At 71.5% G+C, this 22,707-nt stretch carries 19 protein-coding genes; 8 read left to right on the top strand and 11 right to left on the bottom strand.

The window, feature by feature from the left end:
• Positions 1–10: 10 nt before the first annotated feature.
• The 4 genes from rsmG to ABZT87_RS05695 all read left to right on the top strand — a co-directional run bounded on the left by rsmG (position 11) and on the right by ABZT87_RS05695 (position 5,688).
• Positions 11–721 carry a 16S rRNA (guanine(527)-N(7))-methyltransferase RsmG gene (rsmG, locus tag ABZT87_RS05710; protein WP_355134584.1) on the top strand — a complete coding sequence of 237 codons (711 nt, stop codon included), beginning with the start codon at positions 11–13 and terminating at the stop codon, positions 719–721.
• A gap of 255 nt (positions 722–976) precedes the next feature.
• Complete coding sequence (locus ABZT87_RS05705) at positions 977–2,296, top strand: ParA family protein (RefSeq protein WP_354854831.1); 1,320 nt, start codon at positions 977–979, stop codon at positions 2,294–2,296.
• A gap of 27 nt (positions 2,297–2,323) precedes the next feature.
• Positions 2,324–3,349, top strand: a complete 1,026-nt coding sequence (locus ABZT87_RS05700) for a ParB/RepB/Spo0J family partition protein (RefSeq protein WP_355133897.1) — start codon at positions 2,324–2,326, stop codon at positions 3,347–3,349.
• A gap of 1,334 nt (positions 3,350–4,683) precedes the next feature.
• On the top strand, positions 4,684–5,688 hold the full coding sequence (locus ABZT87_RS05695) for a hypothetical protein (protein ID WP_355133895.1): 1,005 nt from the start codon (positions 4,684–4,686) through the stop codon (positions 5,686–5,688).
• 92 nt (positions 5,689–5,780) lie between these two features.
• Here ABZT87_RS05695 and ABZT87_RS05690 read toward each other — a convergent pair whose 3' ends face one another.
• Both ABZT87_RS05690 and ABZT87_RS05685 read right to left on the bottom strand, forming a co-directional pair.
• Positions 5,781–6,782: a D-alanine--D-alanine ligase gene (locus ABZT87_RS05690; RefSeq protein WP_354854826.1), complete on the bottom strand. Its 1,002-nt coding sequence runs from the start codon at positions 6,780–6,782 to the stop codon at positions 5,781–5,783.
• Between the two features lie 7 nt (positions 6,783–6,789).
• On the bottom strand, positions 6,790–8,103 hold the full coding sequence (locus ABZT87_RS05685) for a PLP-dependent aminotransferase family protein (RefSeq protein WP_355063350.1): 1,314 nt from the start codon (positions 8,101–8,103) through the stop codon (positions 6,790–6,792).
• A gap of 286 nt (positions 8,104–8,389) precedes the next feature.
• On the opposite strand from ABZT87_RS05685, the gene ABZT87_RS05680 reads away from it, so the two are divergent.
• Positions 8,390–9,055: a GNAT family N-acetyltransferase gene (locus ABZT87_RS05680; RefSeq protein WP_234588686.1), complete on the top strand. Its 666-nt coding sequence runs from the start codon at positions 8,390–8,392 to the stop codon at positions 9,053–9,055.
• Positions 9,056–9,066: 11 nt separating this feature from the next.
• Here the strand turns inward: ABZT87_RS05680 and ABZT87_RS05675 are convergent, their stop codons facing one another.
• The 7 genes from ABZT87_RS05675 to murJ all read right to left on the bottom strand — a co-directional run bounded on the left by ABZT87_RS05675 (position 9,067) and on the right by murJ (position 17,435).
• Positions 9,067–10,230 carry an N-acetylmuramoyl-L-alanine amidase gene (locus tag ABZT87_RS05675; RefSeq protein ID WP_354854821.1) on the bottom strand — a complete coding sequence of 388 codons (1,164 nt, stop codon included), beginning with the start codon at positions 10,228–10,230 and terminating at the stop codon, positions 9,067–9,069.
• 169 nt (positions 10,231–10,399) lie between these two features.
• Positions 10,400–10,723, bottom strand: a complete 324-nt coding sequence (trxA, locus tag ABZT87_RS05670; RefSeq protein ID WP_007453873.1) for a thioredoxin — start codon at positions 10,721–10,723, stop codon at positions 10,400–10,402.
• Positions 10,724–10,754: 31 nt separating this feature from the next.
• Positions 10,755–11,705: a thioredoxin-disulfide reductase gene (gene trxB / locus ABZT87_RS05665; RefSeq protein WP_354854819.1), complete on the bottom strand. Its 951-nt coding sequence runs from the start codon at positions 11,703–11,705 to the stop codon at positions 10,755–10,757.
• A gap of 183 nt (positions 11,706–11,888) precedes the next feature.
• A complete protein-coding gene (locus ABZT87_RS05660) occupies positions 11,889–12,881 on the bottom strand; it encodes a hypothetical protein (RefSeq protein ID WP_355133893.1) in 993 nt (330 codons plus the stop codon).
• Complete coding sequence (gene sigM, locus ABZT87_RS05655) at positions 12,878–13,582, bottom strand: RNA polymerase sigma factor SigM (protein WP_355133891.1); 705 nt, start codon at positions 13,580–13,582, stop codon at positions 12,878–12,880. The genes ABZT87_RS05660 and sigM overlap by 4 nt, the downstream gene beginning before the upstream one ends.
• A 43-nt stretch (positions 13,583–13,625) precedes the next feature.
• On the bottom strand, positions 13,626–15,233 hold the full coding sequence (locus ABZT87_RS05650; protein WP_355133889.1) for a protein kinase family protein: 1,608 nt from the start codon (positions 15,231–15,233) through the stop codon (positions 13,626–13,628).
• Between the two features lie 444 nt (positions 15,234–15,677).
• The gene (gene murJ / locus ABZT87_RS05645; RefSeq protein ID WP_355133887.1) at positions 15,678–17,435 is read right to left on the bottom strand and encodes a murein biosynthesis integral membrane protein MurJ; all 1,758 of its coding nucleotides are present in this window, start codon (positions 17,433–17,435) and stop codon (positions 15,678–15,680) included.
• Positions 17,436–17,561: 126 nt separating this feature from the next.
• On the opposite strand from murJ, the gene ABZT87_RS05640 reads away from it, so the two are divergent.
• Positions 17,562–19,022: a CCA tRNA nucleotidyltransferase gene (locus ABZT87_RS05640; RefSeq protein WP_355133885.1), complete on the top strand. Its 1,461-nt coding sequence runs from the start codon at positions 17,562–17,564 to the stop codon at positions 19,020–19,022.
• 65 nt (positions 19,023–19,087) lie between these two features.
• Here ABZT87_RS05640 and ABZT87_RS05635 read toward each other — a convergent pair whose 3' ends face one another.
• Both ABZT87_RS05635 and ABZT87_RS05630 read right to left on the bottom strand, forming a co-directional pair.
• Positions 19,088–20,620, bottom strand: a complete 1,533-nt coding sequence (locus ABZT87_RS05635) for an SPFH domain-containing protein (RefSeq protein WP_354862700.1) — start codon at positions 20,618–20,620, stop codon at positions 19,088–19,090.
• 30 nt (positions 20,621–20,650) lie between these two features.
• Complete coding sequence (locus ABZT87_RS05630; protein ID WP_344354343.1) at positions 20,651–21,172, bottom strand: hypothetical protein; 522 nt, start codon at positions 21,170–21,172, stop codon at positions 20,651–20,653.
• A gap of 53 nt (positions 21,173–21,225) precedes the next feature.
• On the opposite strand from ABZT87_RS05630, the gene ABZT87_RS05625 reads away from it, so the two are divergent.
• On the top strand, positions 21,226–21,705 hold the full coding sequence (locus tag ABZT87_RS05625) for a methylated-DNA--[protein]-cysteine S-methyltransferase (RefSeq protein ID WP_355133883.1): 480 nt from the start codon (positions 21,226–21,228) through the stop codon (positions 21,703–21,705).
• A gap of 199 nt (positions 21,706–21,904) precedes the next feature.
• Positions 21,905–22,678 (top strand): hypothetical protein, encoded by a 774-nt coding sequence (locus ABZT87_RS05620; RefSeq protein WP_355133881.1) that lies wholly within the window; start codon positions 21,905–21,907, stop codon positions 22,676–22,678.
• Positions 22,679–22,707 lie beyond the last annotated feature (29 nt).

The following is a 22,707-nucleotide window of genomic DNA, read 5'->3' as shown; positions in this document are numbered from 1 at the left end:
GGACGTCGCGCTGCCGCCCGAGCTGGCCCCGGCCGCACTGACCCTCTTCGGTGACCGGCTCGACCTGGCCGCCGCGTACGCCGAAATCCTGGCCACCGACGGTGTGGTCCGCGGTCTGATCGGCCCGCGCGAGGCGCCGCGGATCTGGGACCGTCATCTCCTCAACTGCGCCGCGGTGGTCGAACGCATTCCGACCGGGGCGAGCGTGCTCGACGTGGGCTCCGGCGCCGGTCTGCCCGGTCTGGTGCTGGCCATCGCGCGCCCCGACCTGACGGTCACCCTGATCGAACCGCTGGCTCGGCGGACGTCGTTCCTGATCGAGGTCGTTGAGCGGCTCGGCCTGACCAGGTCGGTACGGGTGTTCCGCGGCCGCGCCGACGAAGCCGCCAGCGGATCGAGTGGCCGGGAACCGATCAGCGGCGACGTGGTGACGGCCCGCGCGGTCGCACCGCTGGACCGGTTGGCGACCTGGTGCCTCCCACTGGCCGCGCGGGGTGGGCGGCTGCTGGCGCTCAAGGGATCGTCCGCCGCTGCGGAGATCGAGGAGCACGCCGACGTCGTGGCGCGACTCGGTGGCGGGGAAGCCGCCGTACACCTCTGTGGTGTCGGGGTGATCGACCCGCCCACGACCGTGGTGGAGATCGTCCGTGAGCGGATGGTCGGTCCGGCCCGGCCGGCTGCCAGTAAGCGCTCCCGCGGCGGGCGAGCTCGCCGCCGCTGACCATCGCGCCATCGGGCGTCCGGTCGGAGGGTTGCCTCGTTGTACCGGTACGGATGGACGAGCGAATGAGAACCCGACGTGGACCGGCCGCGCCCGTCCGCCGTAGGCTGACCGCGCGTCGATAATGTGGAGCGGCCGACGGACGTCGCGGACTCCGACCGCTCCCGAGGGGCCGTACGCTCCGGGGTGCGAGCGCGGGTGTGGCCAAGTTGACCGGGGCGCGGACCGACCATCCGAAGCGGGCAGGGATGACAGGTGCATGACGACGGCAGGTACGACGATCCACGCGTGACCGGGTCAACCAGCGACCCTGTTTCACGTGAAACCGACTACCCCAGCTGGTCGCCCGGTGCCACCGGGGCGTCCACCCCTCCGGCGGACAGCGATCCGCTGGTATCGCGGGACGACCCGGCGGTTCACCTCGCCGGGTTGGAGACTCCCGAGCCGACGGCTGGTCGTCGAGCATCCGACGGACCCAGTCGACCGGTCAACGCCGCCGAGGTGCGACAGCCGCTCGGCCGGCGGAACACGGCCGCGGCGGTTCGCTTCGAGCCGGCAGTGCCGCACCAGCCGACCGCAGCGGCGGCACGCGATGCGGCGCCGGTGGTCCCGGACGTACCGGTCACGTCGACCGAGTCGCTGGCCGCGGTCGCGGCCGATCCCACGTACGTTTCACGTGAAACCCCGACGCGCGAAGAGGATGACCCACCGTTGGCTATGGAGGCGATGCGCGCCGTGCAGATCCTGAATCCCAGTGGCGAGGTGACCATGCCTCGACCGGACCGGACCCGGGTCATGTGCGTCGCCAACCAGAAGGGCGGCGTGGGTAAGACCACGACCACGGTCAACCTCGCGGTGGCACTCGCCCTGCATGGCAACCGGGTGCTCGTGGTCGATCTCGACCCGCAGGGCAACGCCTCGACCGGCCTCAACGTGCCGCACCACACCGGCATCCCCGACGTCTACGACTGTCTGATCAACAGCGTGCCGCTCTCCGAGGTGGCGCAGGCGGTTGAGGGCATCCCCAACCTGTGGTGCGTACCGGCCACGATCGACCTCGCCGGCGCGGAGATCGAGCTGGTGTCGGTGGTGGCGCGGGAGTCGCGCCTCGACCGTGCGATCGCCGCCTACCCGGGCCAGTTCGACTACGTCTTCATCGACTGCCCGCCCTCGCTCGGCCTGCTCACGGTCAACGCTCTGGTCGCCGCGCAGGAGGTGCTGATCCCGATCCAGTGCGAGTACTACGCCCTGGAGGGGCTCAACCAGCTGATCAACAACATCAACCTGGTGCGGCAACACCTCAACCCGAAGCTCGACGTGTCCACCATCCTGCTCACCATGTACGACCGGCGTACCCGCCTCGCGGACGCGGTCGAGCAGGACGTCCGGAACCACTTCGGCGACAAGGTCCTCCAAGCGGTCATCCCCCGCAACGTGCGGGTCTCCGAGGCACCCAGCTACGGCCAGTCGGTGATGACCTACGATCCCGGTTCGCGGGGCGCCACGAGTTACTTCGAGGCCGCCCAGGAGATCGCCGAGCGGGGCGTCAAGGAGCCGGTGGGTCGGAATGCGTAGTGGGGACAAGTCGCTGGGAGGCGTGGCATGAAGAACCGTCCTCGGGGCGGTCTGGGACGGGGCCTGGGGGCGCTCATCCCGACCGGGCCGGTGCCGGGTGCCGCCGGCACCGTGACGGCCGAGCCGGAGAACGGGCACGTTGACGTCGACGACGGTGCGACCGCCGGGACCCAGTCGACGGCTCCCGTCGTGTCGACAGTCCACCAGCCCGAGCCCACGCTCAGTCCCGTGCCGGGTGCCCGGTTCGCGGAGATCCCGGTCGACGCGATCGTGCCGAACCCGAAGCAGCCCCGCCAGGTCTTCGACGAGGAGGCGCTGGAGGAACTGAAGACCTCGATCCAGGAGGTCGGTTTCCTCCAGCCGATCGTCGTGCGTCAGCTCGACGACGAGAAGTACGAGCTGGTGATGGGCGAGCGCCGTTGGCGGGCTGCCCAGGCGGTGGGCCGGGAGAACATCCCGGCGATCGTCCGGGACACCCGCGACGACGCCATGCTCCGCGACGCGCTGCTGGAGAACATCCATCGGGCCAACCTGAACCCGTTGGAAGAGGCCGCCGCGTACCAGCAGTTGCTGGAGGAGTTCGGTGCCACCCACGAGGAGTTGGCCCGCCGGATCGGCCGCAGCCGGCCGCAGATCTCCAACACGATCCGGCTCTTGAACCTGCCGGCCCAGGTGCAGCGCCGGGTTGCCGCGGGCATCCTGTCTGCCGGCCACGCCCGCGCGCTGTTGAGCCTCGACGACTCGGAGGCCCAGGAGCAGTTGGCGTTGCGCATCGTGGCCGAAGGGCTGTCGGTGCGGGCGACCGAGGAGATCGTGGCTCTCACCCTGAACGACGGCCCCGCGAAGGGCCAGGCCGCCAAGCGGCGACCGAAGCCGCACGCGCCCGCCCTGTCGGATCTCGCCGATCGACTGTCGGACCGCTTCGACACCCGGGTGAAGGTGGACATCGGCCGGAGCAAGGGCAAGATCACGATCGAGTTCGCCACGGTGGACGACCTGGAGCGGATCGTCGGCATCATCGGCGTGCCGCAGGAGGAGGAGACGGAGGACTGAGCGTCCCGTCTCCCATTACGGCCGCGCGTCCCCTCGGGGTGCGCGGCCGTTCCGCATCCGTCCTCGTTTCACGTGAAACGGCACCACGCGCTCAGCGGTCAGAACCTGTTCGCTCTCGGCTGGCCAGCCCCCGGCCCCGGGTGCCGGCTCGGCCGCAGGTGCCTGGCGGCGAGCGCATGAACCGGTGCCATCTCGGTGCGGCACACGAGAGTTCGGTAAGTCGAAGTGGTCGACCCCTCGGCGACGCGCTGCCCGTACCTAGGCTGGGATGGTCGACGCCTCAGCGGCGCGGTGCCAGGACTGGGCCGCGATAGTCGGCCCCTCGGCGGCGCGGTGCCAGATCCAGGCCGGGACGGTCGGCCCTCGGTGGCGCGGCGCCCAGACCTAGACCGAGATGGTCGACCCCTGGGCGGCGCGGCGCCAGAACTGCGGCGGGACGGTCGGCCCTCGGTGGCGCGGTGCCAGATCTGGGCCGGGACGGCCGGTCCCTCGACGGGGCGCTGTCGGATCCTGGGGAGTCGACGGGCCCGAGAGGCCGAGCGCCGGCTGCGCGAAGCGCAGCGTGGGTCGACCGCGAAGTCAGTGTGGGCTCACGCTCGCGAAGCTGGCGAGCGTGGCGCGGAGTGAGCGCCGACGGTCGCGCGATGTCCGTGCGGCTTCAGCCGTGCAGAGTCAGCGCGGGTCGACCCGTGCAGAGTCAGCGAGGACAGCGCCGAGTCAGTTGGAGCAGAGCACGGAACCGACCAGCCCACGGCGCGCGAGACCCGCGAGGGCGGACCGGACGGCGGATGACCTACACGAGCGACGAGGGCGCTCGCAGGGCGCCGGGTCGACCCGAGGCACCCCTCTCCGTCCTCGGGACGGCAGCGGCTCACTGAGGGGCCGCACGGGGCACCTACTCGTCTGCCCTGAAGGGCGTTCCGTCGCGGGATTCGGCCAGGGCCACCCGTTTCACGTGAAACGGCGACCACGCAAGCACCGGCCCCGCCGGCACATGGCACACCGCCAAGGCCCCAACCCTCCGGGCGAGGCGACCTCGGTGCCGCCCGGTACCAACACGGCGACGACGGGGTACGCCGGCAACGACTGAGGGGCCGAAAAGTTATCCACACCCGTTGTCCACAGGCACCCCTCGTTTCACGTGAAACCCCGCGTGAAAGCGGGTGCCAGCCTGTGGATGACGGCCTGTGTTTGCGTTCTCGGCAGCCTGTGGATATCGCTCCGGCGGTCAGCGCTGACGGGAACAGCGATCGACGATGAACGCTGATCGGGAGGGTCGGGACCGGTCGAACAGGTAGGGGACAGCGGTGCCAGACTCGGTTAGGGTCAGCGTCGTGCACGACACCCCTCCCTCAGTCCCGGACTTCACCCAGTGGCCCTCGTTTCCCTTCGAGGGTGACCTCCGCGTGAAGCAGCTCGACGACCCGGTCCCGGTCGAACCGCCACGCAAGGGCGAGGGCCTCCGGGAATGCACCGCCTGCAACGCTCCGGACGACGCCTACATCTGGGTGGGAGAGCGGTGGCGGGTCCGCGCCATGGACCGGCCGACCGGCCTGCCGATGGTGCTCATCCTGGAATCGCGGACCCACCTCGACCTGGGTGACCTGCCGAATCTGCTCGCCGCCGAGCTGGGCGTGATGACCGTACGTCTGGAGCGGGCCATCCGGTCTCTGGACGGCGTGGCGCGGGTGCACGTCAACCGGTGGGGCGACGGCTCCGCCCACCTGCACATGTGGTTCCTGGCTCGACCGTACGGCCGGCTTCAGTTGCGAGGGACCTTCCTGTCCCTGTGGGATTCGATCCTGCCGCCGATCTCCGAGGCGCAGTGGCGGGAAAATCTGGCGCTCGTCGCTGCCTGGCTCGCCGAGTTCGGTGGCCGGCCGCTCGCCGAGCCGCCCCGCATCCAGTGGCAGGCGCCGTCGAGCCTGCTGGCCCAGTCCGCTGCGGCGGCTGCCCATGCCGCAGCCGCCCAGGAGGAGGTCGTGTCGGTCATCGAGGCGGCCGAGGAGATCCCGGAGCCAGCAGTCGAGAGCGACGCCGACGCCCCCGACCCTGGCGCTGACGGGGACGGCGGCCCGAAGACCCCGGCCCTGGACACCAGCCCGGGGGCCGCGTCCCCCGGCGCCACGGTAACCGGCGCCACGGCAGCGGACGCTGCCGCGTCGACGCACTCCGACAGCTCGACTCCCGAAGCCGTGGCCGAATCCGCGAAGGCGCCCGAAGACGCCCCCGAGTCGACAGGCGATCAACGCGGCCCGGTCATTCCGTCCCCCCGCAGCGCCCCCACCATCGTCACCGACGACGGGCGCATCCCACCCGACGTACGCGCGCCACGCTGACCGCCGGTTCGGCCGTGGGTTGGCGAGAGGTCCGCGGATGCGGCACCCGCCGACCGCACGGCCGGCGGGAGTGCGATGGGTCGAGGTCAGGGTCAGGCCGTGCGGCGGGCGGCGGCCCGGGTCACCAGCGAGCCGAGGAGGCGGCCGAAGTCCAGGCCGGCGGCCTGGACGGCCAGCGGCAGCAGCGACGTCTCCGTCATGCCGGGCGAGACGTTGACCTCCAACACGTGCGGCTGGCCGGCGGCGTCCACGATCACGTCGACCCGGGACAGGTCCCGCAGACCGAGCGCGGTGTGCGCGGCGAGAGCGACCTCGGCCACCGAGGCGGCCACCTCCGGCTCCAGCCGGGCCGGAGCGTGCCACGTGGTCCGACCGGCGGTATAGCGGGCGGCGTAGTCGTACACGCCGTTACGCGGCACGATCTCCACCGGCGGCAGCGCCTGCGGGCCGTCCCCGAGGTCGATCACGGAGACCGCCACGTCCATGCCGGGCACGTACCGCTCCACCAGTGCCGTCGAGTCGTACGCGAAGCAACCGACCATCGCGGCCGGAAGTGACGCGGCGTCCCGGACCACCGCGGCGCCCAGACCCGAGCCGCCCTGCGTCGGCTTGACCATGAGCGGAAGACCGAGCCGGTCGGCGATCCGGTCCAGCACGGCAACCGCGCCCAGTTCGGAGAAGCGGTCGTGCGGCAGGGCCACCCAGTCCGGCGTGGGGATGCCCGCCTCGCGCAGGACCGCCTTCGCGGAGGGCTTGTCCCAGGCGAGCCGGGAGGCCCGGGCGTCGCAGCCGACGTACGGGATGCCGCACAGGTCCAGCACTCCCCGCAGCGAGCCGTCCTCCCCGGTGGCGCCGTGCAGGGCGATCACGACCGCGTCCGGCGGGTCGGCCGCGAGGGCGGGCAGGAGTGCCACGTCGGCATCCCGCAGCTCGGCCTCGACGCCCACGGCACGCAGAGCGTCGAGCACCCGACGACCGGAGCGCAACGACACGTCCCGTTCGTAGGAGAGCCCGCCGGCGAGCACCAGCACACGCAGGTCGGCCGCGACGGCGGAATCGGTCACGGAGAAGCGCTCGGCAGCGGTCGTACCCATGCCGGCATCATGCCAAGTCGGGACCCGGCACGTCGGAGCCGGGCCGGCCCCGCCGGCCGGCGGCACCGCCCACGGCGCCGAAGACGCGGCGCGTCGCGATCTCCTGCTCCATGACGCCGGCCAGTCGGCGGACGCCTTCGCGGATCCGCTCCGGGGGCGGGAAGCTGAAGTTCAGTCGCATGGCGCCGGTGCCCGTGCCGTCGGCGTAGAAGCCGGTGCCGGGCACGTAGGCGACCCGGGCGGCGATGGCGCGCGGCATCATGGCCTTCGAATCGAGCCCGTCCGGCAGGGTGGCCCAGACGAAGAGGCCACCGGCCGGGGTCGTCCAGCTGGTGCCCTCGGGCATCAGATCGGCCAGCGCGTCGAGCAGTGCGTCGCGGCGTTCGCGGTAGACCTCGCGGTAGACCTTGAGCTGTTGCCGCCACGGCATGGTGCCGAGGTAGGTCGCCACGGCGGCCTGCGCGTAGCCGCTGGGGCAGAGGATCTGCGCCTCGCTCGCGATGACCAGCTTGTCGCGGACCGCGTGGGGCGCGAGGATCCAACCGACCCGCAGGCCGGGCGCGAACGTCTTGGAGAAGGTGCTGAGGTAGAAGACACCGTCGCGCCGCCGGGCCCGCAGCGGTGCCGGGGCCTCACCCTCGAAACCCAGCTGGCCGTACGGGTCGTCCTCAATCACGAGCAGGCCGGCGCGCTCGCAGATGTCGAGCACGCGTTCCCGGCGCTCCTCGCTGAGCGTCACGCCGGTCGGGTTCTGGTAGGTGGGGATGGTGTAGAGGAACTTGACCCGCCGACCGGCACGGGCGAGGTCGGCGATGGCCGTCTCCAACGCCTCGGGGATCAGCCCGTCGGCGTCCATCGGCACGTGCACCACCTGCGCCTGGGCGGCCTGGAACACCCCGAGCGCGCCGACGTACGTCGGGCCCTCCGCGAGCACCACGTCACCGGGGTCGAGGAAGAGCCGGGCCACCAGGTCGAGCGCCTGCTGCCCGCCCACCGTGACCACCACGTCCTCGGGCGAGGCGCCGCACGCGGCGTCGATCCCGGAGAGGGACATCACCTCGCAGATCCGCTCGCGCAGCTCCAGGGTGCCCTGCCCGATGCCGTACTGCAGGGTGGTCACACCGTGCTCGGAGCCGAGCCGACCCAGCATCTCGCCGACCGCGTCGAGCGGCAGCGCGGCGATGTACGGGGCGCCACCGGCGAGGGAGACGACCTCGGGTCGACTGGCCACCGCGAAGAGTGCTCGGATTTCGGAGGCGGTCATCCCGCGTACCCGCCGGGCGTACCGGTCGGTGTAGTCGTCGAGTGTCGTGCCGGTCATGACCTCACCTCGATCGCAGCTCGGGTGGCTCCCGCCCCGGGTACCCCGCACGCTCCTGACCATGGCGGACGGGACACCGAATGTCGATCCTAGTCCGCCCAGGCCAGCCTGCCTCCGCGCCGGGACGGATCGACCACATGGCGGACCGTCCCCCGGTGGGGTGGGCATTTGCGCGTCCCCTCCCGTCCGGTCGATCGGCGGCGTACGATCGCTCGTCGGGGGCAGGAAGGCGGCGCTGTCGTTCCATGCCGGCCTCACCACCGAGCCTATTGTGGGGATGCGCCATATGTCGCGACGTCTGGTCAGCCTGACCCTCGACACGCTGGAGGACCTTCCGCGCCCCTGCCGCCAGTGCGTCTACTGGGAGCTGGATCCGGTCTCGGCCGACCGGGCCTGCGCCGCCGGTGACCCGGGCCTGGAGAAGGAGGCGTGGGTCTCCCAGACCCTGCTGGAGTGGGGCTCCTGCGGCAAGCTCGCGTACGTCGACGGCATGCCGGCGGGCTTCGTGATGTACGCCCCGCCCGCCTACGTGCCCCGCTCGATGGCCTTCCCGACGTCGCCGGTCTCCGCCGACGCCGCCCTGTTGATGACCGCCAACGTGGTCGCCGCGTTCGCCGGCGGCGGGTTGGGCCGCATGTTGGTGCAGGGCGTCGCCCGGGACCTGACGAAGCGGGGGATCAAGGCGATCGAGGCGTTCGGCGACGCCAAGTTCGGTGACGCGGACGATCCGGCCGGCGGGTGCGTGGCACCGGCCGACTTCTTCCTCTCCGTCGGCTTCAAGACGGTACGTCCGCATCCCCGGTTTCCCCGGCTGCGCCTCGAGCTGCGCACGGCGCTGAGCTGGAAGTCCGACGTCGAGTACGCCCTGGAGAAGCTGCTCGGGTCGATGAGCCCGGAGACCCTGCTCCGGCCGGTCCGGCCCGCCCCGGCCACCCGCTCCACCAGCGGCTGACGCGCTCGCCGTCAGTCGACCACCGTGCCGGCGGTCACCACCGCCCGCAGCTCGCTGACGTCGAGGGAGCCGGTCGGCACGTCCCGTTCGATCGGGTAGTACATCCGCTGCACCGCGGCCACGATCGCCTCCACCACCCGGTCCCGAAACCGGGGGTCGACGAGCCGGGCGCGGTCCACGGGTGAGGTGAGGTAGCCGACCTCGACCCGGACCGCAGGCATCCGCGTCAGCCGCAGCAGGTCCCACGCCTTGGCGTGCGTACGGCAGTCCCGCAGCCCGGTCCGCGCCACGATCTCCCGCTGCACCAACCCGGCCAGCCGCTCACCGGTCGCCGACGTCACCCCGTTGTCGGTGCCGTAGTGGTACGTCGCCACCCCGTCCGCGTCCGGATTGGCGTGCCCGTCCAGGTGCAGCGAGATGAAGACGTCGGCGCCGAGCGAATTCGCCAGCAGCGCCCGGTCGGTGTCCGGCAGGCACGTGTCGGGCGCGGGACCGCGGGTGAGCTGAACCCGCACCCCGGACGCGGCGAGCCGCCCCTCCAGCCTGCTCGCCAGGTCGTGTACGAGATCCGCCTCCGTCCAGCGCAGCGGCCCGTCCGGCACCACCATGCCCGGGTCGGTGCCACCGTGGCCGGGGTCGATGACCACCGTCTTGCCGACCAGCGCCGGCCCGGACTGGCGGATCGCGTCGGACTCGCGAAGCCACTGGGGGCGGCCGCCGACGACCTTGCGACCGATCCGGCGCAGCGCGTCCATGGTGTGCGGCCCGCAGGAGCCGTCGGGGGTGAGCCCGACCTCGCGCTGGAACTGCGCCACCGCACGGGAGGTCCGGATGCCGTAGATGGCGTCGGCGCGGCCGACGTCGTACCCCATCTCCAGCAGTCGTTCCTGCAGCGACCGGACGTCCTCGCCGGTGAGCGGCTCGGGGATCGCGTGATAGAGGGTGCGGGCGCCGAGCCGCCAGCGGGCGGCGTCCAACGCCCCCCAGGTCTCCGAGCCGACCCGGCCGTCCACGCTGAGCCCACGGGACTGCTGGAACGCCCGGACCGCGCGTTCCGTGTCCAGGTCGAACTCGTCGGTGTGCGGACCGGCGGCGGCGAGCAGGTCGAGGCCGGTGAGGATGGTACGGATCTCCGTGACCGCGGGTCCCCGGTCTCCGGCTCGGATCGGACGCACGCACGACCCCCTCTGCACGAATCTGGCTGGCCGGGCGGCCCCGGCTTGAGGTTATGCGTTCCGGGGCGACCAGGTGGCTCGGCCTGGAAAAACGCCGTTCGTGCCGGCCGGGAGACAGCGAACCCCGCACCCGACGGGCGGGTACGGGGTTCGGTGGTGTCTCTGCGGATCAGAGGGCTGACTCGATGAGCCGGACCAGCTCGCCCTTCGGCTTGGCGCCGGCGATCGACTGCACGGGCTGGCCGTTCTTGAAGACGGTGAGGGTCGGTACCGACATGACCCGGTAGGCGCGGGCGGTCTCCGGGTTCTCGTCGATGTTGAGCTTGACGATGGTGACCTGGTCGCCCATCTCGCCCGCGATCTCCTCGAGCAGCGGCGACACCTTGCGGCACGGCCCGCACCACTCGGCCCAGAAGTCCACCAGCACCGGCTTGTCGGCCTGCAGCACGTCAGCGACGAAGCTCGCGTCCGTGACCGCCTTGGTATTTCCCACTATTGCCCTCCTCCGGGATGTGTTTCCTGTTTCAGCTGAGCGTCGCGATGAACCGCTCGGCGTCGAGCGCGGCGGCGCAGCCGGTGCCGGCCGCGGTGATCGCCTGGCGGTAGGTGTGGTCGACCACGTCACCGGCGGCGAAGACGCCGGGCACGCTCGTCCGGGTGCTGGGGGCCTGGACCTTCACGTAACCCTCGTCGTCCAGCTCGACCTGGCCCTGGAAGAGCTCACTGCGCGGGTCGTGACCGATGGCCACGAACACACCGGTCACGTCCAGCACCTTGGTCTCGCCGGTGTGCACGTTGCGGACCCGTACGCCGGTGACCTTGCCGTCGGCGCCCAGGACCTCTTCGACGGTGCTGTTCCACTCGACCTTGATCTTCTCGTTGCTCAGCGCCCGGTCGGCCATGATCTTGCTGGCCCGGAACGAGTCGCGCCGGTGGATGATGGTCACCGAGTCGGCGAAGCGGGTGAGGAAGCTGGCCTCCTCCATCGCCGAGTCACCACCGCCGACGACGACGATGTGCTGGTTGCGGAAGAAGAAGCCGTCACAGGTGGCACACGAGGAGACACCGTGACCGAGGTATTCCTGCTCACCCGGCACACCCAGCGGACGCCAGGCCGAACCGGTGGAGAGGATGACCGAGCGGGCCCGGTAGGCCGTCTCGCCGACCCACACGGTGCTCACCGCGCCGGCGCCGGAGTCGCCGGTGTCGACCAGCTCGACCCGGGTCACGTCGTCGGTGAGGAACTCGGCGCCGAACCGCTCGGCCTGCTTGCGCATGTTGTCCATCAGCTCGGGGCCGAGGATGCCGTCGGCGAAGCCGGGGAAGTTTTCCACCTCGGTCGTGGTCATCAGCGCGCCACCGGACTGCACGCCCTCAATGATCAGCGGCTTCAGGTTGGCGCGCGCCGCATAGACCGCAGCCGTGTAACCGGCCGGGCCGGAGCCGATGATGATCAGGTTGCGGACCTCGTCCACTGCCGTCTCCCGAGTTGTGTGTGTTCGGCGTCGGCGCGCGCACCGATGCTGATCCGAGTGCCGACGCCTGGGGGGTGCCGGCAGCTGACTTCCAGAACGTCATCGTACGAAGCGGGGATTCCCGAGCCGGGTATCGGCGTGGGTCAGGTCACGTGGACGTTCATCGCACCGACGACCGCGGATTCACCCTACCCGCGCCGAATACCGGCTGTCCGAGCCGGACCCGGGTACGCCACACTCGGGGCCGCTCACCCAGGCCCAGCGGGCCCCGGTCGCGTCGGTGAACCGGATCACCAGCGCCTGCTCGCCCTGGAACCGCGCGTAGTCGATCACTTCGACGACCAGCGGGGCCGAGCCGTGCTCCGCCGCCACTGCCGACAGGCAGTCGGTCAACGCCGCCTCGCCGCTCAGCCGAGCCAGCTGGTCCGACCCGTCGGGGGCGGGCCGTCGACCCCCTTCGGCGTCCACCCCGTGCTGCTCGCGGGGGCCGCCGCTGCTCTCCCCCAGCAGCGGCGACGGCCGTGTGGTCGCTGTCTGGCCGAGGGTCTGCGGGGTGTAGTCGGTTCCGCTGTGCAACGCCGGCCCGGAGGTGCGGGCTGCCCCGGCCGCTGCCGCAACATCGGGTGCGCTGGCCGGACGGTCCATGGCACCGCTGTCCGTGGTGTTCGTCGAGAGTTGGTGCAGGCCCAGACCGACCGCGACGACGGCGACCGCCGCGGCGGCCACCGGAGCGGCGGTCCGAGCCCAGCGGCGCTGCCGGCGACCCGGGCCGGTGGCTCTGCCGCGACCCGACTCGGTCGGCGACGGGCCGCCGGGGCGACGCCCGCCCTGTGCCGGGACACTGACCGGCATCGCGGGAGCACCCGGCTCGGGCGACCCGGTGGCGCCGGTGAGGGTGGCCGAGGCGTCGTCCGTCGGGGTGTCGGCCGCGGCCAGCGCGGCGGCGATCCGTTCGGCGACGGCCGGGGGCAGCTCCGGGGAGGGCTCGGCCCAGCGGGCCAGCTCGGCGCGGACCTGCGTCACCGCGGGAGCCAGCAGCGCGTACGCCTCGGCCCAGGCCGGGTCCGCGTCGACCAGCCGGGCGATCTGGGCCTGCTGTGGTGTGCCGTCCAACGCGCCGCCGAGGTAGTCAGCGAGCAGGTCGGTGTCGACCTCCCTGAACCCCTCGTTCGTCACGCGTCCTCCTGGCTGGTGCCCTGCCGGTACCGAACCGACCCCGATCCGACGCCCTCGGCCGGGCGCGGGTTCCCCGGCGTGACGCCGGGCACGTCCGCGTTCCGGCCGGCCGGGACCGGCTGCGATGGCGTCGCCGGCCGCAGATGCCCGAGCAGCACCGCCAACCGTGCCCGACCCCGGGCACAGCGGCTCTTCACCGTCCCCTCGGCGACACCGAGGATGCGGGCCACCTCGGCCACCGGGTAGCCCTGCACGTCCACCAGCACCAGGGCGGCCCGCTGCTCGATCGGCAGCGCGGCGAGCGCGGCGCGGACGACCAGCGCCGTGTCATGGTCCTGTGCCGGCGCGGCCGGCTCGACCCCGCCGGTGCCCGATCCGTCGCCGGACCGGTTGCCGTCGGGCAGTGGAACGGTGGGGTGTGCCTGCCGGCGTCGGATCCGGTCCAGGCACGCGTTCACCACGATGCGGTGCAGCCACGTGGTGACGGCGGAGTCGCCACGGAATCGGCCGGCCGCCCGGTGTGCCGACAGCAGGGCGTCCTGGAGGGCGTCGGCGGCCTCCTCGCGATCACCGAGCGTCCGCAGGGCCACCGCCCAGAGCCGGTCGCGGTGCCGGTGGAAAAGCACCGCGAAGGCGTCCCGGTCACCGGCGACGTGGGCGCGCAGCAGCTCGAGGTCCGTTGCCGCGTCGCGCCCGTCCATCACCACGTCCAGCGGATGCGGTGCCCGGGTCGTGCTGGCCGGATCACGAACCCTGGACCGTAATCTCCTGCACGCCGAGCCGGAAGCCGTCCTCGTCGCCGATGGCCGGCAGCTCGGTGAACCAGAGCAGCAGGTAGCGGTACTTCTCGTCGGCGTTGAAGCCGTTGAAGGTCATCGTGGTGCCGTCGTGCTCCTTCAGGACACCGATCTCGGTCTTGTAGTTCGCCACCATCTGCTTGTCGCCGTTGGAGGTCGACGGGTAGCCGGACGTGCCGGCGAGCAGCTTCGCGGTGGCGCCTCGACCGGAGAGCACGGCCTGCACCGACTTCACCGTGTGCGGCGAGCCCAGGTCCAGCCAGACACCCATGCCGGCCTTGAGGTTCCCGTACGTGGCGTTCGGATAGCGGTCGGTCTCCCAACCCTTGTCGTTGTCGCCGTCGATGATCTTGTCGGCGCCGCCGAGTTCGTCGCGCTTGCTGCTGTCCGGGTCGATGATCCGGATGCCCTGCACGCCGAGGTTGCGGACCGTGGCGGCGGCCGGGGTGGCCTCGCCGGCCGGAGCGCTGGCGGTGGGCGTGGCCCCGGCGCTGTTCTGCGGGTCCTTGTCGTCGCCGCCCAGCGCGCTGATGCCGATGAGCAGACCGACCAGGGCGACCGCCAGCAGGCCGGCGATGCCGATGGCGACCTTGCGACCACCGGCCGCGGCCAGCGGCGACGGCTCGTCCTCGGTGTCGGCGGCGAACCGCAGCGGCCCGCCGTTGTCGAGGTAGTGCTCCTCCTCGGCGGGCACGTCCAGCCGGGCCAACTCGGCCGCCAGCACGTCGGACGACGGCGGAGCGATCTCGGCGTCGAGCAGATCCATGGTCAGGTCGTCCAGGTACGCGGGCACCCCGGCCCGAACCTGGCGGGGCGCCGCGAGGGCGCCCCCGGCGTCCCGGACCGCGTCCGGGATGGCGGCCCGACCATGGCCGGCGGTGGCGCCGCGCAGCGGCGCCTCGGCGTGCGGCCAGTGACCGGTCAGTGCGAAGTAGAGGACGCCGCCGACCGCCCGGATGTCACTCTCCTGGCTGTCGTCACCGTCGGTGCGTGCGTCGGCCAGGACCACGCGACCCTCGTCGCTGATCATCACGGTGCCGGGGTGGACGTTGCCGTGCACCATCCCGGTGGCGTGCACCGCGGCGAGCGCGCTGGCGACGGCGTTGCCGATCGCGGTGGCCCGCGCCGGGTCCAGCGGACCATCGGCGGCCAGGTCGCGCAACGACTGCCCGTCCACCCACTCACGGACCACGTACGCCCGCTCGGCCTCGTCGATCGCGTCGTAGACGCCGACCAGGTTGGGGTGGATGACGCGGCTGGCCGCGACAGCGGCCTGGAGCATCTCGGTGGCGGAGTTGCCACCCGGGTAGCGCAGCACCACCGCGACGGGGCGGCGCAGGATGACGTCGACTCCCCGCCATACCAGCCGACCCGCGCTGTCGTTGTTGATGTGCTCGACCAGCTCGTAACGTTCGGCGAGGATTTCACCGGCCGTGGGAGCACCGAAGGTCATGACCGGAGGAGCGCTCTCGTCCGCCTCCTGACCCTCGCCGACCTGGGTCACCCGTCCTCCCTCGGTGATCGTGTCGATCGATGGACCCGCACTGCTGGGCATGTGGCTTCCCGCTCTGCCGTCGAAGGAACCGGCCAACCGGTGTCGACGCGCAGCGTCGGCGCCTGCCGTACCCGTCGAGAGCGACCTTACCCGGGTTGCCCGTCTCCCCGACATGTCATCTTCTTGCCGTACCCGGCGGGGTGCCGGGAGTCGGGGAAGTCGTCCGGTTACGACCGTTGTCAGCCACGTTGCTGGCACATGTACTAGCCAATCTACGGCTTCACCGCAAGTGACCGACGCCGGGGCCGGGCCTGGCGTGGTGACCTCGCCAACCGCCTGTTCCCGCCGATCGGGCGACCACGCTCAGCCGTACGGTTGGTTATCCACAGGTCGATCCGGTTGTTGACCGGCGAATCGCGGAGTTATCCACAGGTGCATCCCCAGCCTGGTGATCCGTGGTCACGTTCCGTGTGGCTACGACTTTCGGTGCCCGGATCCTTGCGGTCAGCGACCGAGGCGGCGGCGGACCATGCCGACCACCTCGGTGATCTCCCCGATCCGCAGCACCATGGCGAGACCGAGGTACGTCCCACCGATCACCGCGCCACCGATCACGAGCTGGACGATGGCCTCCAGACGGGTCGGCGTGTCGTCGCCAGGCAACAGCTTGACCACGAGCAGGCCGACCAGCCCCGCGCCGAGTGACGCGACCAGGACCCGACCGCCGGTACGCATGATCTCCCCGAGGCCGATGCGCCCGACCCGGGGGCGCAGCAGCCAGGCGGAGCCGACCGCCGCCGCCAGGTAGGAGACCGCGTTGCCGATCATCATCCCGGCGCCGGCGAAGCTGGCGGAGAACGCCACGAAGAGCACGATCTGCACGCCGATCCGCAGCGCCACCACCGGAATGTTGATCAGCGCGGGGGTGCGGGTGTCCGGCAGGGCGTAGAAGGCGAAGGTGAAGAGCTGGCTCACCGCGAACGGAACCAGCGCCAGCGCGGCGGCGAGCAGCACGACGGAGGTGGCGGTGGCGTTGTTTTCGTTGAACGCGCCGAACCGGAACAGCGTGAACGCGATCGGAGTGGCGAGGACGGCGTAGCAGACCGCGATCGGGGCGAGCACCGCCGTGACCGTGCGGGTGCCGCGCGACAGGTCGGCGGCGACGTCGGCGTACCGGCCGTCGGCGGCGGCGGCGCTCATCCGGGGCATCAGCGCGGTGATGATCGAGACGGCGATGATCCCGTGTGCGGTCATCAGCAGCAGGAAGACGTTGTTGTAGATCAGCGGGCCGGCGGCGTTCTCCTTGCCGGCCCGGTTCAGCAGGTTGAACAGCACGATGAGGCCGACCTGGCTCACGGCGACGTAGCAGATCATCCACGCCCCGAGTCGGCCCAGGTCGCGTAGGCCGAGCGCGCGGAAGTCGAAGCGCAGCTTCCAGCGGAAGCCGACCTTGCGCAGCGCCGGCAGCAGACCCGCCGCCTGGACCGCGACGCCGAGAAGGGTGCCGCCGCCGATCAGCAGGATCCGCCCGGTGGTCATCTCCTCCGGGCGGACGATCTCCGCGCCGAACACGGCGATGTAGAGACCCGCCGTCCCGATCACCACGAGGTTGTTCAGGATCGGCGCCCACATCGGCGCGGCGAAGTGCCCCCGGGTGTTGAGCACCGCGCTGATCAGCGCGCTCAGTCCGGAGAAGAAGATCATCGGCAGCATGAGACGGGCCAGCCCCGTGACCAGCTGCGAATAATCGCCACTCGCCGGGCCGCTGCCGTAGAGCCACGTCAGCGTCGAGGCGAAGGCGACCGCGAGCAGCGCCGCGACGCCGAGGGCGAGCACCGCCAGGGTGAGCAGCCGTTGGGCGTACGCCTGGCCGCCGTCGACGTCGACCTTGCGGCGACGCACCAGCACCGGAATCAACACGCTGGTGAGCACGCCGCCGAGCAGGAACTCGTAGACCATCCCGGGCAGGATCTGCGCGGTGGTGTACGCGTCACCGACCAGCGCGCCGCCGAGCGCCGCCGCGATGACCAGGTTGCGCAGGAAGCCCGTACCCCGGCTGACCAGGCTGCCGACCGCCATCACCGCGCTGTTGGTCGCGGCGCTCGCCTCGCCCACCTGCTCCTGCGGTGGGGCGGTCGACTCCATGGCCGGCTGGTTCAGTGGCTCGGCCGAAATGAACGTGGCGCCGTCGGAGGGGCGGACGTTGGCTCCCGCACCGCCGTCCTGCGCGGCGTTCGCGCTGCGGTAGAGCCCGCCGCTCATCTCCAGCCTCCCAGGGGTACGTCGAGCCGGGCGCCGACCCGCACGTCACAGACCATAGTCAACCCCTGCCCGATACCCGCGCCCGGCGGATCGGATCACACCCCGGCCCGATAAGCTGGCGATCCCATGTCCGAAGCCTCCGCTCCTCACGCCGCCGACCGCCGCGAACTCACCGCCGCGCAGCGCAACGCCGTCGCCGAACTACTCCGGGTCTCTCCGGTCGCCGACGAGTTGGGCCGCCGCTTCGTCCGCGCTGGTCACGAGCTGCACCTGGTGGGCGGTTCGGTGCGGGACGCCCTGCTCGGCCGGCTCGGCGACGACCTGGATTTCTGCACCGACGCCCACCCCGACGAGACGCTGCGGATCATCAAGGGCTGGGCCGAGTCGATCTGGGAGACCGGCCGGGAGTTCGGCACCATCGGCGCTCAGCGCGACGGCCTCCGACTGGAGATCACCACCTTCCGCGCCGAGTCGTACGACCAGGTCAGCCGCAACCCGGTGGTGGTGTACGGCACCAGCCTCGACGAGGACCTGAAGCGGCGTGACTTCACCATCAACGCGATGGCCGTCAGCCTCCCGGAGCACCGCTTCACCGACCCGCACGGTGGGCTGGACGATCTCTCAGCCAAGGTCATCCGTACACCGAGCACCCCGCGTGAGTCGTTCGGCGACGACCCCCTGCGGATGCTGCGGGCGGCCCGGTTCGCCGCCCAACTGCGCTTCGCCGTGCACCCGGACGTGCACGCGGCGATGACCGAGATGGCCGCCGACCTGGACCGGATCACGGCCGAGCGGGTGCGGGACGAGTTCACCAAGCTGCTCTGCGGCGCCGACCCGATCACCGGGCTGCGGCTGCTGGTCGACACCGGGCTGGCCGAGCGGTTCCTGCCGGAGCTGACCGGCCTGAAGCTGGAGATCGACGAGCACGCCCAGCACAAGGACGTCTACGAGCACACGCTGACGGTCGTCGAGAACGCGGTCTCCTTCGAGGAGGAGGGCTGCGACTTCATCCTGCGGATGGCCGCCCTCATGCACGACGTGGGCAAGCCGGCGACCAAGTCCGTCGGGCCCGACGGCCGGGTCAGCTTCCACCACCACGAGGTGGTGGGCGCGCGGCTGACCAAGGCCCGGATGAAGGCCCTGCGCTATCCCAAGGAGATCACCGCGAAGGTGACCGCGCTTGTCGCGCTGCACCTGCGTTTCTACGGGTACGGGCGGGGCGAGTGGACCGACTCGGCGGTGCGCCGCTACGTCGCCGACGCCGGTGACCTGCTGCCCCGGCTGCAGAAGCTGACCCGCTCCGACTGCACCACCCGCAACCGGCGCAAGGCCGCCCAGCTCGCCGCCGACTACGACGCGTTGGAAGACCGGATCGCCCGGATCGCCGCCGAGGAGGACCTGGCCCGGGTCCGCCCCGACCTGGACGGCAACGCGATCATGGAGCTGCTCGGCGTACCGCCGGGGCCGGTCGTGGGGCGGGCCTGGAAGCACCTCAAGGAACAGCGCCTGGAGCACGGCCCGCTGGACCGCGACGCCGCCGAGGCCGAGCTGCTGCGCTGGGCCCGCGCCGAAGGCCTGATCCCCTGACGTTGGCTGGCGCGGCCGGGGCGTCGCTCCCGGAGTGAGAGCGACGCCCCGATCGGCGTTACCTACTAGCGCGTCTCGACGGCCGTTCCGTCCACGGACGGGCTCTTGCCCGCGGGGGTGCCGTTGCCGCTGGGCGTGGACGCCGAGCCCAGCCGCGCCAGCAGGCCGGCCAGGTCGATGCCGGTCAGGTCGCTGCCGAGCTGCAGTCCCTGGGCGACGTTGCCGGCCACCGACTTCGTCAGCGACGACGCGCCGTCGGTGGAGATGACGGTCATCTTGTCGATCGCCCCGATCGGAGCGCTCGCCGCCTCGACCACCTGCGGCAGCACCTTGACCAGGAGGTCCAGCACCGCGGCCTCGCCGTACGCCGCGAACGCCTCGGCCTTGCGGGCCATCGCGTCGGCCTCGGCCTGTCCTCGGGCCAGGATGGCCGCCGCCTCGGCCGTGCCCTCCCGCTCGACCGCCTCGGCGATCGCGGAGCGCCGCCGCTGCTCGGCCTCACCCTCCTTGGCGCCCTCGATCGCGTTCGCCTCGGCCAGCGCGGCCCGCCGGGCCCGCTCGCCCTCACCGGTGAGCCGTGCCTGCTCGGCGGAGGCCTGCGCGGCGGCGATGACCGCCTGTCGCTGCGCGTCGGCGCTCAGCACCGCAGCGTTGCGGGCCGCCTCGGCCTCCTGCTCCACCTTGTACCGGGCGGCGTCGGCCGGCTTGCGCACCTCGGTGTCCAGCTGACGCTGCTTGAGCTCGGCGTTGCGCTCCGCCACCTTCTGCTGCTCGGAGAGGATCGCCTGGTCCCGCTCCGCCTGGGCGAGCGGCCCGGCCGCGGCCGACTTGGCCTTCGCCGCGTCGATCTCCGCCTGGATGCCGGCCTGCTTGAGGGCCAGGTTCCGGTTCGCCTCGGCGATGGCCTCCTCGGCGAGCAGTCGCTCCTGCTCGGCCTGCTGCCGGGCCCGCGCCTCGGCGATCGCCGCGTCCTTGAGCACCCGGGCCGCCTCGGGTCGCCCCAGATCCTGCAGGTACGAGCCCTCGGCGAGGATGTCCTGGAGTTGGAAGGTGTCGAGCACCAGACCCTGGTTGGTCATCGAGTGCTCGGCCTCCTCGGCCACCGCGCTGGCGAACGCCGCCCGGTCCCGGATGACCTCCTCGACGGTGAGCCGGCCGACGATCGAGCGCAGCGCGCCGGCCAGCACCTCCCGGGTGAAGTTGTCGATCTCGTCCTGCTGGTGCAGGAACCGCTGGGCGGCCGCGCGGATCGCGTCCTCGGTGCCGCCGACCTTGACGATCGCCACGCCGTGCAGGTCGGCGCGGATGCCCTGCTTGCTGACCGCGCCCCGGATGCCGACGTCGATCCGCCGGCTGGACAGGTCGAGCGACTGGAGCTTCTGCACCACCGGGAGCACGAAGACCGAGGCGCCCAGCACCACCTTCTGCCCGGAATTGTCGGTCGACCGGGCACCGTCGGCGGTCTGCGTGGTGCGGCCCTTGCGGCCGGTGACGATGAACGCCTCGTTCGGCCCGGCCACCTTGATCCGGGACAGAACGAAGAACACCAGGACGAGCGCGAGGAGAACCGCGCCGCCGACAGCTATCAACAGGGGCATGGAGGGGAAGTCCCGTCTGCGAGGAGGAAATCAGTAGGTTTCGACGTGCACGCTGGTCTCGCTGAGCGCCTGTACGACGAAGATCTGAGCGCCGACCGGGATCGGCTGGTCGGCGCGGGCGTTGAGCTTGACCGGCTGACCGGCCACGCGTACCCGCACCTCGCCGTACCCGTTCACCGGCACCGGGGTCACCACCAGGCCGAGCGCGCCGACCAGGTCGTCGCGGGTGGGGGTGGGGTCGGTGCGCATGTTGCGCGCCGCCCGACTGAGCCGCGACGCCAACCACGCCGTGGGCACGGCCGCGAGCAGGCCGCCGGCCGCCGCACCCGCGATCAGCGCGGGGGTACGCGCGCCGAGCAGCTCGTTGACGATCGCCCCGCCGAACCCGAACGCGCCGGCGAACCCGGCGACCGTCTCGGTGGAGATCGGCCCGTCCACGTCGGCGTGCCCGAAGTGCAGCAGCTCGCTGCCGAGCAGAGCGAGCGCCAGCACCCCGACACCCGCCCCACCGATGATCAGAAAGATGAGCGTCCCCGTGGCCACGACCCGCACGGTATCGACGCCGCGCAAGGTCCAGGAGGCCTCGCGTCGGGGACAATGGCGGGATGAGCTGGACTGTGCTCGACTCGCCGATCGGGGAATTCTCCGTGGCCACCGACGACGAAAGTGTGTGCGGGGCGCACTTCGGTCGCGTCGAGGGCGCCGCCGAGGAGCCGGGCGATCCGCTGTCCCGGCAGGCCGTGGCCGAGCTACGGGCGTACTTCGCCGGTGAGCTGACGGCGTTCACGGTCCCCGTCTCGGCTCCGCGCGGCTCCGAGTTCGAGCGGGCGGTGTGGCGCGAGATGACCCGCATTCCGTACGGGGAGACGCTGACGTACGGCGAGGTGGCGCGGCTGGTCGGCGATCCCGGGGCGGCGCGGGCGGTGGGGGTGGCCTGCAACCGCAACCCGATCCCCGTGATCGTGCCGTGTCACCGAATCGTCGGCGCGGGCGGCAAGCTGGTCGGCTTCGGCGGCGGCCTGCCGCGCAAGGTAACGCTGCTGGAGTTGGAGGCGGGCGTGGCATTCGGCCGGCTCTGGAGTTGACCGGCACAGTTGCGTCGCACGCAGTATCGGCTCTACTACTATTTTGCTTCGTTCGATCGACCCGGCGCGGTCTCCACCGGATCGTCATGTCGCCGAGCCGACAGCCGGACACCACATTAGTGAGGCATCCGGCCAGCTGAATTCCTCCACAGTGGGCGAGCAGATTTCATGCGCTCGCTTCACGGGAGAGGTTGGCACCTTGCAGCATCACGAGGATTTCGGTCGTCGACTCTGCGTATCGGTGGACGCCGAGGGTTACGGCCAGCGCGACGACCGCGCGCAATATGACATGCAGCGGACCCTCGTCCAGATCCTGGACACCGCAGCGGCAAGGGCGGGCCTGGATCGGACGACCTGGCGCCGGCAGGGAGTGGGGGACGAGGAACTCTCCCTCATTCCGTTGGGCCCGGACGAGCCCCGGCTGATCGACGAGTTCCCGCGCCAGCTCGACGCCGAACTGGCACGTTTCAATTGTTCTCGCAAAGAGGACCGCCTGCGTCTGCGGATGGCATTGCACGTGGGCGTGGCCTACCCGGCGGACAACGGCTACGCCGGCCAGGGTGTCGTGGCGGTCAGCCGGTTGTTGAACGCGACGCCGCTCCGGCGGGCGCTCAAGCTCGCGACCTCTGCCAATCTTGCCTGGATGGTGTCGGAGGTCGTCTTCACGGATGTGATCCGGCAGGGCCACACGACACTCGGCGCAAACGATTTCCGCCAGGTGGACATCGCCGAGAAGGAGTACCAGGGGGTCGGCTGGCTCCGCGTGCCCGGGGTCGACGTGCACCGCCTCGATCTCGCGAACTCCACGACGTCGGCCACCTCGGAGCAGCCCTCCGCAACGCCGCATTCCAGCACTCCGCCACAGGACGCCGAACCCCGGAGCGGACCGGCTTCTCTGGTGACGAACGTCTTCAACCGCGAGGTTAACGCCGCCCACGGCACCTTCGGCATTTCTGGCGGGGTCCATGGCTGATAGGACGGCGGTCCCCTCCAGTCCCGATC

Origin of the sequence: Micromonospora sp. NPDC005237 (assembly GCF_040607775.1) — a bacterium.
Lineage (GTDB): Bacteria > Actinomycetota > Actinomycetes > Mycobacteriales > Micromonosporaceae > Micromonospora.
Note: the sequence above shows the minus strand (reverse complement) of the source record. Positions and strands in the feature narration are given on the sequence as shown.

Bases quoted from the DNA above. Each gene is read 5' to 3' on its own strand.
- ABZT87_RS05700 (WP_355133897.1), top strand. From the start codon at position 2,324: ATGAAGAACCGTCCTCGGGGCGGTCTGGGACGGGGCCTGGGGGCGCTC.
- ABZT87_RS05690 (WP_354854826.1), bottom strand. From the start codon at position 6,782: ATGGGTACGACCGCTGCCGAGCGCTTCTCCGTGACCGATTCCGCCGTC.
- ABZT87_RS05685 (WP_355063350.1), bottom strand. From the start codon at position 8,103: ATGACCGGCACGACACTCGACGACTACACCGACCGGTACGCCCGGCGG.
- ABZT87_RS05680 (WP_234588686.1), top strand. From the start codon at position 8,390: ATGTCGCGACGTCTGGTCAGCCTGACCCTCGACACGCTGGAGGACCTT.
- sigM (WP_355133891.1), bottom strand. From the start codon at position 13,582: ATGGACGGGCGCGACGCGGCAACGGACCTCGAGCTGCTGCGCGCCCAC.
- ABZT87_RS05650 (WP_355133889.1), bottom strand. From the start codon at position 15,233: ATGCCCAGCAGTGCGGGTCCATCGATCGACACGATCACCGAGGGAGGA.
- murJ (WP_355133887.1), bottom strand. From the start codon at position 17,435: ATGAGCGGCGGGCTCTACCGCAGCGCGAACGCCGCGCAGGACGGCGGT.
- ABZT87_RS05640 (WP_355133885.1), top strand. From the start codon at position 17,562: ATGTCCGAAGCCTCCGCTCCTCACGCCGCCGACCGCCGCGAACTCACC.
- ABZT87_RS05635 (WP_354862700.1), bottom strand. From the start codon at position 20,620: ATGCCCCTGTTGATAGCTGTCGGCGGCGCGGTTCTCCTCGCGCTCGTC.
- ABZT87_RS05625 (WP_355133883.1), top strand. From the start codon at position 21,226: ATGAGCTGGACTGTGCTCGACTCGCCGATCGGGGAATTCTCCGTGGCC.